The organism is Collinsella sp. AM33-4BH (genome assembly GCF_003469205.1).
In the GTDB taxonomy this organism is placed as follows: domain Bacteria; phylum Actinomycetota; class Coriobacteriia; order Coriobacteriales; family Coriobacteriaceae; genus Collinsella.
The window spans coordinates 95,757-111,033 of sequence record NZ_QSIN01000007.1 but is presented as its reverse complement, the minus strand read 5'-3'; the positions used below and the strand labels follow the sequence as shown (position 1 = coordinate 111,033).

Here is a 15,277-nt window from a genome sequence, read left to right as displayed (position 1 = left end):
CGCCGTGTTTCACAACGCACTTGCCTAAAGCGCACTTTAATGTGCAACAATGGCCTTTCGCCCTATCAGACGCGAAAGGAAGCCCATGTCTCAGAGAAGCACCAGCCCGCTCAAACGCTCAACCGTGCGCCGCACGCTGCAGCGTTTTTGGGATGTCACGCGCACGCAGCCGCTGATCGTCTTTCTCTCGGTGTTCTCGTCGGCGGGCTACATCTTTTTGCTCACGTTTGCCAACACCTACGTGATGGCCCTCATCGTCGACCGCGTTCAGGCCGGCCCCGTGGCAGGCGATCAAGTATTCGAGGTCTTTGGCCCTTACATTCTGGCGCTCGTGCTCGTTAACCTGGTGGGTCAAATCCTCTCCAAGCTGCAGGACTACACCGTCTACAAGCTCGAGATTGCGGGCAACTACCACCTGGCGCGCCTGTGCTTTGACACGCTTTCCAATCAATCCATGACATTTCACACCAGCCGCTTTGGCGGGTCGCTCGTCAGCCAGACGAGCCGTTTTATGAGCGGCTATACGGGCTTGGTCGACGTGACGGTGTATTCGCTCGTCCCCACCATCACCTCGGTCATCTGCACCGTGGCCGCACTCGCTCCGGTGGTGCCCACATTTACCGTGATCCTGGTGGGCATCATGGTCGTCTACATTGCGTTTGTCTGGCTTATGTACAAGCGCATCATGCCACTTTCGGCCGCGACGTCCGCCGCGCAGAATAAGCTCTCGGGTGTGCTGTCCGACGCGGTCACGAACATCTTGGCCGTCAAGACCTGCGGGCGAGAGGACTTTGAACGCGATCTGTTCGACACCGCCGATCGTGCCGCGCGCGACGCTGAGACGGTTTCGATGCACGCCATGATGCAGCGCAACTTTACGACCTCGGGCCTCATCGTCATCACCATGGCCGTGGTGAGTGTGTTCGTGGCGGGCGGCAACGCGTGGTTTGGCATCTCTGCCGGTGCGCTCGTCATGATCTTTACCTACACGTATAACCTCACCATGCGCCTGAACTACGTGAGCTCCATGATGCAGCGCATCAACCGCGCGCTGGGCGATGCGGCCGAGATGACGCGCGTGCTGGACGAGCCGCGTCTGGTGGCAGACGACGAGAACGCCCCCGAGCTCAAGGTGCGCGAGGGCGCGATTGATTTTGAGCACCTGAGCTTTGCATACCGTGATGCCGCGGCGGGCGAGAGCGTGTTCGACGACCTGACGCTCCATGTGGCGGCGGGCCAGCGCGTGGGCCTGGTGGGCAAATCGGGCTCGGGCAAGACGACGCTCACCAAGCTGTTGCTGCGCCTGGACGACGTGCAGGACGGCTGCGTGCTCGTGGACGGTCAGGACGTCTCGCGCTGCACGCAGCAGAGCCTGCGCCGCCAGGTTGCCTACGTGCCGCAGGAGGCGCTGCTGTTCCACCGCTCCATTCGCGAGAATATCGCCTACGGCCGCGCGGGCGCCACTGACGAGCAGATCCGCGAGGCCGCGCGCCTGGCCAATGCCCTGGAGTTCATCGACCGCCTGCCCCGTGGCTTCGACACCATGGTGGGCGAGCGCGGCGTCAAGCTTTCGGGCGGCCAGCGCCAGCGTGTGGCCATCGCCCGTGCCATCCTCACCGACGCACCGATTCTGGTGCTCGACGAGGCGACGTCTGCCCTCGATAGCGAGTCTGAGGCGCTGGTGCAGGAGGCGCTCGAGAACCTGATGCGCGGCCGCACCTCCATTGTGGTGGCGCATCGCCTGTCCACCGTGGCGGCGCTCGACCGCATCGTGGTGCTGGCGGACGGCGAGATTGTCGAGGACGGTACGCATGCTCAGCTCGTCGAGGCGGGCGGCGAATACGCAAGCCTGTGGAGCCGCCAGACCGGCGCATTTTTGGAGGCTTAAGGCCCCTGTACGTGGGACAATCGTTTCCGTGAAGTTATGTTTCTGCCGAGTCGAGGAGTCGTTATGCCACGCGAGACCAATGCCGCCAAACGCGAACGCGCCGTTGAGGTGTGCGAGCGCCTCAACCGCCGCTATGGACCGGTCGAGTGTTTCTTGGACCACGAGAATCCCTTTAGGCTGCTCATCGCGGTACTGCTCTCGGCTCAGACGACCGACGCACAGGTCAACAAGGTGACGCCCCAACTGTTTGCCCAGTGGCCCACGCCCGAGGCCATGGCCGGAGCAAGTGTGGCCGACGTGGCGGACACCATTAAGTCACTCGGCTTTTATAAGAGTAAGGCCAAGCATGCCGTGGAGGCCGCGCAGATGATCGTTGCCGACTACGGCGGCGAGGTACCGGCCGACATGAAGGAGCTCGTCAAGCTGCCGGGCGTGGGACGCAAGACGGCGAACATCGTGCTCAACGTGGGGTACGGCATCGTGGAAGGCATCGCGGTGGATACGCACGTCAACCGCATCGCGCACCGCCTGATGCTGAGTCCCAAGACGCACGCCAAAGAGCCGCTCAAGACCGAGCAGGATCTGCTCAAGATCTTGCCGCACGAGTATTGGGAGTCGGTCAATCACCAGTGGATCACCTTTGGCCGCGAGATTTGCGATGCCCGTAAGCCCAAGTGTGACGAGTGTCCGCTGGCAGATTTGTGTCCCAGCGTACGGGTGAGCTAGACTGCAAGGGCGTGACGCCTCCGCCCTTGCGTGCCTCCAAGCTGCACAAATCAAGGCGTGGCCGGTTCCCGCGACGCTCGCTACGGCTCCCGAAGCAAGAACTCTTCTGCCGGCACAACCGATGCGCCCTCGGTATCGTAGCTCTCGGAGCCGTGATATACGACGGCTCGGTCCTTTGCGGGAATGCCAAGTTCGGAACCAACGGAGCGTAGGTGTCGAGCGAATGAGTCGCGATAGGTAGCGCCCGATTTGATTTCGAACGCCTGAGGGCGAGCCGGCTCTGTTAGATCGATGAGGTCGATCTCTCGTTTGCTGTCGTCGCGATAAAAGGCGAGCGTTGGCTCGATACCTCTGTTGAGATACGCCTTCTGGCGTTCCGAGACAACGAGGTTTTCGAAAATTTCCCCGCTTAGGGGATGGTTCATGAGGCTGCGCTCGTCGTGAATGCCAAGCAGATGGCAAAGAAGCCCCGTGTCGTAGAAGTACAGTTTTGGCGCTTTGGTAAGCCGCTTGCGCATGTTTCCGGCATAAGGCTGAAGCAGGAACACCAAATAGCTTGATTGCAGGATCGAAAGCCACGAGTTGATCGTCGCCGTGGCGACTCCCACATCGGCGGCGAGTCTTGATAGGTTGAGCAGCCCTCCCACGCAAGCCGCGCACAGTCCGATCATTTTTCTAAAGGAGCTCAGATTGCGCACGTCGAGAAGGCCGCCCGCGTCGCGTTCCACGTAGGTCATAAGGTAATTTTGAAAGAACACATCGGTGGGGATACCTGCATCGTATATGCGTGGGTATCCCCCGCGAATCAGGTAGGTGTCAAGCGCGATTTGCGTATCGCCAAGCTCCTGGTAGGAGAGGGGCAGGAGCTTGAGCATGCCGACGCGCCCGGCAAGCGATTGCTGGATGTTGTGCATGAGCAAAAAGTTTTGCGAGCCGGACAATACATACTGGCCGGCCCTTCCGCGCTCGTCGGAGGCGACCTGAATCATGCTGAACAGCTCCGGTGCATATTGGGCTTCGTCGATGATTAGATGATCGGGGCGCCTGCTGATAAAGCCGACGGGATCATCGAGTGCGGCGCGACGGACTTCCGGGTTCTCGAGGTTGAGATATTCATATTCAGGAAAGACGGCCTTGATGAGAGTCGACTTGCCGCTTTGGCGTGGCCCCGTAAGCGAGACGACGGGGAACCATTCTGACATGTCGCGTAGCTTATGGGCCATGGTTCGCTCAATCATTTTTAATGCCCTTCGTGTCTTGCATCGCATGCTCGCAGGCATGCTTTTGGTTCGAAAGCTTCGTGACGAGTTTGTCGGTATCCGCCGGGTTTCGTGGCAGGTCTTCGGGATTTGCCACATTGTCAAGGCAAAACAACCATAATTGCTAACTAGAAGTTACCACAACTATAAAGTAGGAATTGCCATAATTACAAAGTAGCACAGGTGGCAGCTGATAATTGATGCTGTCCGTTCAGGCTGTTTTGTGCAGAGGGCGTTGGGCATGCGCGTTTTGGGTGAGCGGACCGGATGCTGATGGCAGCCGTGCAGTTTGCGCGACGCCCGCAAGCCCAAGTGCGACGAGTGCCCGCTGGCAGACCTTTGCCCCAGCGTGCGCGTGACGGGGTAGGGGCCGGCACGTTTTGCCGGCGTCCGAAGGCTGTGGCCAATGTTGCGCAACACATTTGGGCCGCGAAGGCTCAATATGATGGCGACAGATGCTGTTTGTTGTGAGGGGATACCCGAATATGTTTTGCACCAAGTGTGGCTCCGAGATGCCCGACGGAGCCGATTTTTGCACGAACTGCGGGGCGCGCATGGGTGTTGCTTCTCCGGCGGCCGCGCCTGCTGAGCCCGCGCCGATGCCGGCGGCAGGGATGCCTTCCGTGCAAAAGAAATCGCATAAGCGGGCGGTGATTATCGGCATATGTGTAGCGGGCGTGCTGGTTGCCGCTGGCGCTGCACTGGCACTGACCGGCGTGCTGGGTCCGCTTGGGCAGGGCAATTCATCGCGGATTACGGTACTTGGGTCCGACGAGGGTTCGGCAGAGCACAAGGACAAGGGAAGCGCCAAGGAGAAGCCTGCCGCCGACGAGGACGAGGCGGATGAGCCCGAGCAGACGGGCAGCAGCGTAAAAGTCGACCTCAACGACCAGGCAACTTATGCCGCGGCGAACCTGTTCCTGTCGAACTTTACGGAGGAACACTTCGATCGGGACTGGTATCAGACAGGTGCTTTCGATTCGACTGACGGACTTTCTGATGACGAGAAATACAAGCTGGTCAAGTTTATCTGGTGCCATTTTATTGACAACGCGCCGTATCGAATCGAGAAAGGTGACTATGACAATGGTCACTATCAGCGCATGGCGACCGATGTGATCAATAGGGAACTCAACCGCTTGACGGGTCTGACGCTCTCGGATGCTGATATGACCTTTGATAGGGCATCGGGTGGGCAGATGCGCGCCGATTCGGCCGAAGCGCATGACGGGTACTTGTATCTGAAGCAGGAATACGGCCAGGGAAATTACAACCCGCCGTGTGCCATCGTTACGGGCGTGACTGACCTTGGCGACAACATCTACGAGCTCACCTATGAGGTCTACAGTGCTGGCGGTTCGTTACTTCCTTCCGACATCCCCGAGAGTACCTACGGCCTGCCAAAGGATCAGTTCATCGCCGCAATTCAAGCGGACGCATCCAAGGGCCGTACTGAGACTTGCACGGTCCGCGTCGCGCAGGGTGACGGCGCCCCGACCTTCACGCTGCTTAAAATGGGCGTCTATGATTAGACTCGGCGTATAGCTCACTCTGATAAGGCCAGGCGGCTCGTCCGTCTGGCGTTTTTTGCGGGGCTGGGCGTACGCTTGGGCTGGAGTTCTCTCCATGCGTTACCATGACAGGCAACGAATTTGACGAACGACCCGCCGAGCTTGCCCCGGCGGGCTTTTGGCGTTGCGATGCCGGAGGACCATATGCTCATTCACCGTATAGCCGCGCAGCTCTACACTGCCGAGGCACTGCAGACCGTCGAGGCCGGGCTCGATTCTGGCGAGGATGTGACGCTGGCCGTGTCTCAGTCGGGTCGCACGCTCATGGCGGCCGCCCAGTTTGCGCGTCGTCCGCGCCCCACGGTCTACATTGTGAGTGGCGAGGATGCCGCCGACCGCGCCGCACGCAGTCTGGCCGCCTATGTGGGCCTGGCGCGCGTGTGCCGCTTTCCCGAGCGCAAGGACTACCCTTGGCGCGAGCAGGCGCCCGATGACGCCGTGGTGGCCCAGCGCTGCGAGGCTTTGGGGCGCATCGTGCGCGGCGACAACTGCATCATGGTCGCCTCGGCCCGCGCGCTGCTGCGCTGTGTGCCGCCGGTCGAGAGCTGTTACTGGGAGTCGACGACCTTTGCGGTGGGTGAGGAGATTCCTTTTGACGAGGTACCGCAGCGCCTGGTGGGCATGGGCTACACCAATGCCGGCGCCGCCGACGCGCCCGGCCTGTTCCGCGTGCATGGCGACACCGTCGAGGTATTTCCCGCGCAGGAAAAGGCGCCCGTGCGCATTGAGTTTTTCGGCGACGAGATTGACCGCATCCGCCGTATGGTGAGTTCAACGGGTCAGACCATCGGCAACGAGGACAGCATCGAGATCTTCCCCTGCCGTGAGCTGGCGCTTACCGACGATGCCGTCCACAACATGCACGTGGCGCTCTACCGCGCCAGCCAGGATGACAGTAAACTGGCAGCGCTGCTCGAGATGGTGGATGCACGCATCGTCACGCCCGAGCTCGACCGCTTTTTGCCGGTGATGTACGGCCAGACCGTAAGCCCGTTGGCACACGTGAGCGGCAAGGCGCTTGTGGTTTTGTCCGAGCCGCGCTCGCTGTTCGACGACTGCCTGCGTGCCTACGAGGATATCGAGGCCCGTGCCGGCGAGGCGGGGATTGACCGCCTGGACGGCCTGTACGTGCGTGCCCAGCAGCTCGACTTTGGTTCCCAGCAACGCCTGAACTATGTGAGCCTCATCCGTGCCGGCGGTGCGGTGACGGCCGAGCTCAAGATTGAGCAGCCGGCCATCGCAGGCTCGGACAATCGCTTTATGACGCGCATTCAGGAAGTCGTGGGCAAGCGCTACGCCTGCGTGTTTGCCATTCCCGATCGCGGTGCGCGCGAGTCGATGGAGCTCACCTTTGGCGACGAGGGCATTACCTTTGAGGAGTCGCTGACGGCCGCGCCCGAAAACGCAGGCGTCATTGGCGAGCGCGTGCGCGTGGCAGCGGCGGATTCCGCCGACCGTGCTGTCCGCCAGGATGCCCATGCCTCGATCCGCGAGCGCAAGGCCGACGCGCTCAACGCCCGCTCGCTCGAGGCGGGTGCCGCCCAGGCTGCCGCCGGTGCCGCCGTGCCCACCATCTCGCGCGGACGCGTGACCTTTGTCGATGCCGCTCTGCCGCAGGGCGTGGTGGTGCCCGATGCCAACCTGGCCGTGTTCTCGATCGCCGACCTCAACGCCCGCATGGACGCCAACCGCGCGCGCAGCCGCCGCAAGGTGGACATTACGCAGATCACGTTCCCGTTTAAGCCGGGCGACTACGTGGTGCACGCCACTCACGGCATCGCGCTCTTTAGCGAGATCGCGCGCCAGGAAGTGGGCAGCAAGGAGCGTGACTACTTCTTGCTGGAATATGCCGACGGCGACAAACTCTACGTGCCGCTCGAGCAAGTCGACCGTATCACGAGATACGTCGGTCCCGACGGCGACAAGCCGCGCCTGACCAGGCTCAACACCGCCGACTGGACGCGCGCCACCAACAAGGCGCGCAAAAACGCCAAAAAGCTGGCGTTTGACCTGGTCGATCTGTATACGCGCCGCTCGTCGATTACCGGTATCGCCTGCCCGCCCGACACGCCCGAGCAGATCGAGATGGAGGAGAGCTTTCCTTACGACGAGACGCGCGACCAGCTGGAGGCCATCGCCGACATTAAGGCCGACATGGAGGCGCCCAAGCCCATGGACCGCCTGCTGTGCGGCGACGTGGGCTTTGGCAAGACCGAGGTCGCCCTGCGCGCGGCGTTTAAGTGCGTGGACTCCGGCCGCCAGGTCATGGTGCTCTGCCCCACGACCATTCTTGCCCAGCAGCACTACGAGACGTTCTTTGAGCGTTTTGCCCCGTTTGGCCTTGAGGTCGAGGTGCTCAGCCGTTTCCGCACGCCGGCGCAGCAAAAGCGCGCGCTCAAGGCGTTTGCCGAGGGCACGATCGACGTGCTCATCGGCACGCACCGTCTGCTTTCGGCCGATGTGAACCCCAAGAACCTGGGCCTGGTGATCATCGACGAGGAGCAACGCTTTGGCGTGCAGCACAAGGAGCAGCTCAAGAACCTGCGCGAGCAGATTGACGTGCTCACGCTTTCGGCAACGCCTATTCCGCGAACCATGCAGATGGCCACGAGCGGCGTGCGCGACATGAGCCTGATCACCACGCCGCCGACCGGGCGTCGTCCCGTGATCGTGCACGTGGGGGAGTACGACCCCGACGTGGTAAGCGCGGCGATTCGCCTGGAGGTGGGCCGCGGCGGCCAGGTGTACTACGTGTCCAACCGCGTCAAGACCATCGACGACGCCGTGGCGCGCGTGCACGAGGCCGCGCCCGAGGCGCGCGTGGGCGTGGCGCACGGCAAGATGAGCCCGCGCGAGGTCGAGGACGTGATGATCGAGTTCGCGACCAAAAAGATCGACGTGCTCATCGCCACGACCATCGTGGAGAGCGGCATCGACAACGCGACCGCCAACACGCTGATCATCGAGGATTCGCAGCGTCTGGGCCTGGCGCAGCTCTACCAGCTCAAGGGCCGTGTGGGCCGTTCTGCCACGCAGGCCTACGCGTACTTTATGTTCCCGGGCGAGCTACCACTCACCGAGGAGGCGACAGCGCGCCTGACCGCACTTTCTGAGTTCCAGGACCTGGGCAGCGGCATGCGCATCGCCATGCGCGACCTGGAGATCCGTGGTGCCGGCTCGCTTATGGGCGCCGAGCAGCACGGCAACCTGTCGAGCGTGGGCTTTGACCTGTTTACGCAGATGCTGGGCCAGGCGGTAGCCGAGGCGCGCGGCGATGACGACGCCGGCGTGGAGGCGGCGAGCGTGGGCATTAACCTGCCGGCCGACTACTTCTTGTCCGAGGAGTACCTGCCGGCGGTGGATCAGCGCGTGCTCGTGTACCGCAGGCTCGCAGCGGCCGAGGACCTGGAGAGCATCGATGAGGTGCAGGAGGAGACCGAGGCCGCGCATGGCGAGCTGCCATTGGCAGGACTCAACCTGTTCAATCGCGCACGAATTCGCATTCGCGGCGAGCGCCTGGGGCTCGAGAGCGTCACGCTCAGCGGCGGTCGCATTACGTTTTTGGGCGTCGACGTGCCCAAGAAGGTGGCCTTTGAGCTTAAGACCCGCTATGGTGCGGTGAACTTCCCCAAGAGCCGCAAGCTGTCGGTGCCCTACAAGGCGGGCGCCGGTGCAGGCAGCGGCCTGGGTCGCGGCCTCGATGCCAACGACGGCACCGGCCCCGTGGCCGCGGCGCTCATGCTGCTGCAGCAGTTGGGCGCTAGCGACGACGACTAACAAGTGGGGGGGCGTGGCGGGACGAAGTCATCTTTGCCCCGCCATCTCGCAGATTGATTTCAGCCCCATCGAAAGGAAAGCATGTTCGGATACATCTATAAAAAAGATGTCGCCATGATCGCGGTTGTCCTGTGCCTTTGTCTGGGCGTGGGCAGTTTCTTCGATTATCAGATCTCGAGCGCGCTGTTCAACATCGGCAGCATGTACGGCCGCTTTATCGAGGCTGCCGGCGAGCTGCCGTTTGAGCTGACGGCGAGCGTCGCGGGCGTTATGCTCGTGCGCGCGGTGCGTCCCGACTCCAGGGGGAGCAAATGGCTCGCCGTGCTCGGCATCCTCGTCAACGTTGGCCTGGCCGGCTACGAGATCGTCTCGTCCCTGAAGGTTGGCGGCAAACTCATCGCTGTCCAGTTGGTGCTGACGTTTGTGCTGGTCATCGCTGCTAACCTTGTCGTCTATCGCCTCACGCGCGACACCGACTCCGACGAGCTCACGCGCTGGGCGCTGATGGCGCTTGCCGTGTGGGTCGCTCAGGCCATCATCCTCAACGTGGTTGTCAAGCCGCTGTGGTCGCGCCCGCGCATGCGCGTGATCGAGGTCACGCCGGGGCTCAATTATCAGCCGTGGTGGGTGATTGGCAACCCCGACAAGTGGAGCTATATTGCGGCCGGCGTAATCAAGGACGGCTTTAAGTCGTTTGCGAGCGGACACACGGCGCACGCGGCGATCGGTCTTATGCTTGCCGGGCTTCCTGCGGCGTCCTTTAAGGAAAAGCCGTCGCGCCGTCGCGTGGTCTTTTGGACGGCGGCTGCGGTTGCGGCGCTCGTCGCCTTTGGCCGCATTGTGATCGGTGCGCACTTTTTGACTGACGTGAGCTGCGGCTTTGCCCTGGTGCTGGCACTTGAGTGCCTTGCCGCGCGCATTGCCTATCCGGGCGGCGTACAATAGCGGCGTTTAAATCATCGGGCCCATGCCCGGCTAGAGAGGATTGCCATGCTCGCGTTCAACAACGACTATTCCCACGGTGCTCATCCGGCAGTGCTGCAGGCGCTCGTCGATACCAACATGGAGCCACAGCCCGGCTACGGTACCGATGCGCACACCGAGCGTGCCAAGCAGCTGATTCGCGAGGCCTGTCAGGCCCCCGATGCCGACGTGTTCTTGCTGGTGGGCGGCACGCAGGCCAACGCGACGGTGATTGACATGCTGCTCGCGCCCTACGAGGGCGTCGTTGCCGCCGAGACCGGCCATGTCGCTTGCCACGAGGCGGGCGCCATCGAGTTTGGCGGCCACAAGGTGCTCACCATCCCCGGCTACGAGGGCAAGATGCACGCCGAGGATCTCGAGAACTATATCCAGGTGTTCTACGAAAACGAGAGCTACGAGCACACGGTGTTCCCGGGCGCCGTGTACGTGAGTCTATCGACCGAGTACGGCACGCTGTACTCCAAGGCCGAGCTCGCGGCGATTCACGCGGTGTGCCAGAAGCGCGAGATTCCGCTGTTTGTGGACGGTGCTCGTCTGGCCTATGCACTGGCGGCCGATGAGTGCGACATTACCCTGCCCGAGCTGGCGCAGCTGTGCGACGTGTTCTACATCGGCGGCACCAAGTGCGGCGCGCTTTGCGGCGAGGCTGTGGTGTTCTGCGGCATGCACGCTCCGGCGCATCCCATTCCGCGTATTAAGCAGCACGGCGCGCTGTTGGCCAAGGGCCGCCTGACGGGCGTGCAGTTTGAGGCGCTCTTTACCGATGGCCTGTATTTTGAGATTGGTCGACAGGCGATTCAGACGGCCCAGGCGCTGCGTCGTGTGCTGCACGAGCGCGGCTACCAGTTCTTTTTGGAGACGCCCACAAACCAGCAGTTCGTGATTTTGCCCAACGAGGACATGGCCCGCATTCGCGAGCATGCGGCGATCGAGTACTGGGAAAAGTACGACGATACCCACACGGTGGTGCGCTTTTGCACCAGCTGGGCCACGACGCAGGAGGACATCGACGCGCTGGCGGCTGTCCTGTAGCCTGATGTAATGACGAGGGGCCGCCTTGCGCTGGGTTTGGCGCAAGGCGGCCTTTGTTTTTGAGAGAGAAGGGTTGTATGACCGAGATGTCCGAGCCGGCGATTTGCCTGGCGACGCCCAAAGACGCGCCGGCGTTGCTTGCCATCTATGAGCCGTATGTGCGCCAGACGGCGATTACCTGCGAATACGAGGTGCCGAGCGTTGAGGAGTTCGCCGGGCGCATCGAGCGTACGCTCAAGCGCTATCCGTATCTGGTGATGGAGCTGGACGGGCGTCCGGTAGGCTATGCCTATGCGAGTCCGCTCAACAGCCGCGAGGCATACGACTGGTCGGTCGAGACGTCGATTTACCTGGCACGCGACGTGCGCCACGGCGGGCTGGGCCGCAAGCTGCACGATGCGCTCAAGCAGTGCCTGATCGCGATGGGCATCACCAACATGTGCGCGCTCATCGCCGTGCCGCACGACAAGGACGACGAGTACCTGACGCACAACAGCCAGGATTTCCATGCCCATATGGGATATCGCCTGGTGGGCGCCTTCGACCGCTGCGCCCAAAAGTTCGGCCGCTGGTACGACATGTGCTGGATGGAGCTGGTCCTGGCCGAGCGCGTCCCTAACCAACCTAAGCCAACCTGGTTCCCCGACCTCCTCGCCTAAAACCACCACAAAGGTGCCTGTCCCCTTTGTGGTGGTTTTGGTGTTGGTTAGCCGATGGGTTCGGTGTATTTGGCGCGGTCGGTGCGCTGGATACGCTTGGAGATATGGAGCGGGCGGCCGTCGGTGTCGTAGACGTAGTCGGTGATCAAGATCAGCGCCTGCCCACGCTCAACGTTGAGCAAAAACGCCTCGTTTTGCGAGGCATAGCACACCTCAAAGGTCTTATGTCCCTGTGCCGGCGCGCGATGGAATTCTTGGCGCAGCATGGCGTAGAGCGAACCGTTGATATCGCGATCGATGAGTGCCTCAAAGCTCGGTGGTAGATAGGTGGTTTCCAGGCACAGTGGCGCGTCGTCCAGGTAGCGCAGGCGGACAAGTTTGACGAGCTTGCTGCCCATGGCGGCGTCAAAGAACTTAGCTATGCTGCCGGCCGCCTTGGCAAAGCCCGAGTCCACGGTGCGCGTGGTGGGCTTCATGCCCTGACCCTGGACTTGTGCCGTATAGCTCGAAAACACCAGGTTGTTCTCGTGGAGCGCGGGCGTGTCGGCCACAAAGGCGCCGCGCCCGCGCTCGGTTCGAATCAGGCCCTCGTCAACAAGCACCTTAAGGGCATGGCGCACGGTGCTGCGCGACAGGCCCGATTCGTCCATGAGTTCCATCTCAGACGGCAGTTTATCTCCGCGGGCGTAGGTGCCGGCGGCAATGCGGTCGCGAAGCGTTGCCGCCAGACGCTCGTATTGGGTCAAGTTCTTTTTCGACGAAGTGCTCATGCGAACAACCTGTATCTAACTTGTATGCTTACAGAACCAAGCATGTATCCAACATGACAACAAAACCGCTGGTAATGGCTTGCCGAAAACTTTACCAGCAATATTTCTAAGACAAATATAGCATACAACTAGTCGACATAACCAAAACATGTATGTAACTTGTATGCCATCGAGAGCATCAAACGAGAAGAAAGGCTGATGCACGATGACTACTCAGGAACAGGTTAAGGACGTCGTCTCCCAGGTTTTGGCTGACAAGGCAGACAAGGGCGGCATCAAGCGCGTCGTGTGGATTGGCGCCGGTGGATCCAACGGCGGCAACTATCCTGCCCAGTACTTTATGGAGCACGAGGCCACGCAGGTCGTGAGCTCCAGCTACACCAGCAACGAGTTCGTGCACGCCACGCCTGCCTACGTCAACGAGAACACCCTGGCCGTCGTCGTGTCCATGCGCGGCACCAAGGAGACCATCGTCGCCGCCCAGGTCGCCAAGAACCACGGCGCCAGCACCATCGCCATCTATGTTGACGAGTCCGGCCTCACCGAGGTCTGCGACTACAAGATCCAGTACGACAGCCTGGCCATCGACGAGTCCTGCATGGGCCGCACCAACTCCGCCGTCGTGACCATGATTGCTATGGAGCTTACGCAGCAGACCGAGGGCTATGCCGAGTACGAGACCGCTATGGCCGCCTTCGACTTGGTCGACCCCATCTATCGCAAGGCCGTCGAGTACACCCGTCCGCTCGCAGCCAAGTGGGCCGAGCAGAACGCCGACAAGCCCTGCATCAACGTGATGGCTCAGGGTCCGCTCTTTGGTGCCGCCTACGTCTTTAGCATCTGCAACGTGCAGGAGATGCTGCAGATCGACTCCTGCACCATCAACACCTGCGACTTCTTCCACGGTCCCTTCGAGATCCTGGACAAGCGTACCTCGCTGTTCCAGCTCATCAGCGTCGGCCGCAGCCGCTGCAACGACGAGCGCGGCATTCGCTTTGTCAACCAGTACGGTGGTGAGCGCGTCTACCAGCTCGACGCCAAGGAGCTCGGCCTCAACGACATCAAGGACAGCGTGAGCGAGTACTTCAACCACCTGATCTTTGCCCCGATCCTCAACAACGTCTACATGCGTGCGCTCTCCGCCGTCACCCACAAGGACTACATGACGCGCCGCTACATGTGGAAGCTGGATTACTAAGGGATAGAGCGGCCTAACAGCCCAATACCCCTCATGAGTTGCGGTGGAATAGTTCCTGTTTGGGGGCGTGAAGCCTCTGTTTGAGAACTATTTCACTGCAACTGCTAGAGCGGCACTTGGGGACGTTCCCTTTCTGCCGGCAGTTGGGGACACTCCTTGTGTCGAGAGATTTCCCGTTCGCCGATTTGTGCCTTGAAAAATGTATATAACGACTATAACGTAGTGTGAAACATATTGGAAACAATACCGAGGAGGCTGCGTTGAAGAAAAGCAATCTGGGCTATGTGCTGGTGCTGATCGCCGCGCTTATGTGGGGCAGCATCGGAATCTTTGTAAACGGCATCTCGGCCATGGGCGTTACGTCCCAGAGTATGGCTGCCTTTCGCTTGTTGTCGGGTGCCGTCTTAATGGCTCCGGTCTTGGCATTCATGGGTTGCCAGGGAGGTGCTCGTGAGGGAAAGGCATCGGGTCCCCTGGCACTGTTCAAGGCAAGTCCTAAAGAGCTTGTTCCTTGTGCGCTTCTTGGCATTATCGGCCTCGCCACCGCTAACACGCTTTATTACGAGTGCATGGGCGAGGTGGGCATGTCCACGGCCTCGGTGCTGCTTTACACCTCGCCGGTGTTTGGCGTCATGCTCGGTCGCGTACTTTATCGCGAGGATGTGACTCCCAACAAGCTCGTTGCCATCGCTTTTAACATCGGTGGCTGTGTACTTGCAGTGACCGATGGCGACCTTTCCGGTTTTCATTTTTCGGTTTGGGGCGTCACGTCGGGCGTGATTGCGGGCTTTTGTGGCGCGTCGCTCGCGGTGTTTAGCCGGATAGCAACCAAGACGGTCCACCCGCTGGCTGTCACGTTTTGGGGCCTTGTTTTTGGCGGTGCGGTTATGGCGGCTATCGCGGCTCCGTGGCCAGATGTCGCCGCGGCAATGTCGCCACAGCTGCTGCTGCTGTTCCTTGGCTTTGGACTCATCCCCACAGCCGTGGCCTATGTCTTATATATGCAGGGTCTGTCCATGGGGCTCGAGACGTCGAAAGTTCCCGTCGTAATGTCATTCGAGACGGTCGTCACCGTGCTGCTGGGCATTGGTGTCTACGCCGAGCCCGCCGGTGCGATCAAGGTTCTGGGCATCGTTTTGGTGCTCGCGTCCATCGTGATCATGAACACCGACTTTTCCAAGCTGCGCAACAGTGTGTTTGTCGGCCATGTCATTGAGAGCATGACCTTTAAGCCCAACGCGTGGTGGACGGAGAAATCGCAGGACATGGATCTGTTCCGCGAGCGCACGGGCATTACGCTGGAGCCCACCGTGCAGGAAAGCCCCTGGTACTTCGTGCGATAGGGGATTGGCGGAGTGTTTGAGCAGGTAGCGCCCGGCGTTTGGCCGGGCGGTGCCTAGCCAGCGCCGACCT

Annotated in this window: 12 protein-coding genes; 10 read left to right on the top strand and 2 right to left on the bottom strand. The window is 61.2% G+C overall.

Features of this window, described 5'->3' with window-relative positions; genetic code table 11:
• Positions 1 to 85: 85 nt before the first annotated feature.
• Both DW821_RS06730 and nth read left to right on the top strand, forming a co-directional pair.
• A complete protein-coding gene (locus DW821_RS06730) occupies positions 86 to 1,888 on the top strand; it encodes an ABC transporter ATP-binding protein (protein WP_118066189.1) in 1,803 nt (600 codons plus the stop codon).
• Positions 1,889 to 1,951: 63 nt separating this feature from the next.
• Complete coding sequence (nth, locus tag DW821_RS06725; RefSeq protein ID WP_118066187.1) at positions 1,952 to 2,614, top strand: endonuclease III; 663 nt, start codon at positions 1,952 to 1,954, stop codon at positions 2,612 to 2,614.
• 80 nt (positions 2,615 to 2,694) lie between these two features.
• Here the strand turns inward: nth and DW821_RS06720 are convergent, their stop codons facing one another.
• Positions 2,695 to 3,837: an ATP-binding protein gene (locus tag DW821_RS06720; RefSeq protein ID WP_233553020.1), complete on the bottom strand. Its 1,143-nt coding sequence runs from the start codon at positions 3,835 to 3,837 to the stop codon at positions 2,695 to 2,697.
• Between the two features lie 325 nt (positions 3,838 to 4,162).
• Between DW821_RS06720 and DW821_RS10380 the strand changes: the two genes are divergently transcribed.
• The 6 genes from DW821_RS10380 (at position 4,163) to DW821_RS06690 (ending at position 11,896) form a co-directional block, all read left to right on the top strand.
• A complete protein-coding gene (locus DW821_RS10380) occupies positions 4,163 to 4,240 on the top strand; it encodes a hypothetical protein (RefSeq protein ID WP_238025115.1) in 78 nt (25 codons plus the stop codon).
• A gap of 118 nt (positions 4,241 to 4,358) precedes the next feature.
• Positions 4,359 to 5,405, top strand: coding sequence for a zinc ribbon domain-containing protein (locus DW821_RS06710; protein ID WP_158567553.1), 1,047 nt, complete (start codon positions 4,359 to 4,361; stop codon positions 5,403 to 5,405).
• Between the two features lie 183 nt (positions 5,406 to 5,588).
• Entirely contained in the window at positions 5,589 to 9,221 is a 3,633-nt protein-coding gene (gene mfd, locus DW821_RS06705) for a transcription-repair coupling factor (RefSeq protein WP_118066221.1), read from the top strand.
• 81 nt (positions 9,222 to 9,302) lie between these two features.
• Entirely contained in the window at positions 9,303 to 10,166 is an 864-nt protein-coding gene (locus DW821_RS06700) for a phosphatase PAP2 family protein (protein WP_118066181.1), read from the top strand.
• Positions 10,167 to 10,211: 45 nt separating this feature from the next.
• Complete coding sequence (locus tag DW821_RS06695) at positions 10,212 to 11,237, top strand: low specificity L-threonine aldolase (protein WP_089573229.1); 1,026 nt, start codon at positions 10,212 to 10,214, stop codon at positions 11,235 to 11,237.
• Positions 11,238 to 11,314: 77 nt separating this feature from the next.
• Entirely contained in the window at positions 11,315 to 11,896 is a 582-nt protein-coding gene (locus DW821_RS06690) for a GNAT family N-acetyltransferase (protein ID WP_118066179.1), read from the top strand.
• Between the two features lie 47 nt (positions 11,897 to 11,943).
• Here the strand turns inward: DW821_RS06690 and DW821_RS06685 are convergent, their stop codons facing one another.
• The gene (locus DW821_RS06685; protein ID WP_118066177.1) at positions 11,944 to 12,666 is read right to left on the bottom strand and encodes a GntR family transcriptional regulator; all 723 of its coding nucleotides are present in this window, start codon (positions 12,664 to 12,666) and stop codon (positions 11,944 to 11,946) included.
• 205 nt (positions 12,667 to 12,871) lie between these two features.
• Here DW821_RS06685 and DW821_RS06680 point away from each other — a divergent pair, with 205 nt between their 5' ends.
• Together DW821_RS06680 and DW821_RS06675 are read left to right on the top strand one after the other, a co-directional pair.
• Entirely contained in the window at positions 12,872 to 13,864 is a 993-nt protein-coding gene (locus tag DW821_RS06680) for an SIS domain-containing protein (RefSeq protein WP_118066175.1), read from the top strand.
• A 260-nt stretch (positions 13,865 to 14,124) separates the two neighbouring features.
• Positions 14,125 to 15,207 carry a DMT family transporter gene (locus DW821_RS06675; RefSeq protein WP_118066174.1) on the top strand — a complete coding sequence of 361 codons (1,083 nt, stop codon included), beginning with the start codon at positions 14,125 to 14,127 and terminating at the stop codon, positions 15,205 to 15,207.
• Positions 15,208 to 15,277 lie beyond the last annotated feature (70 nt).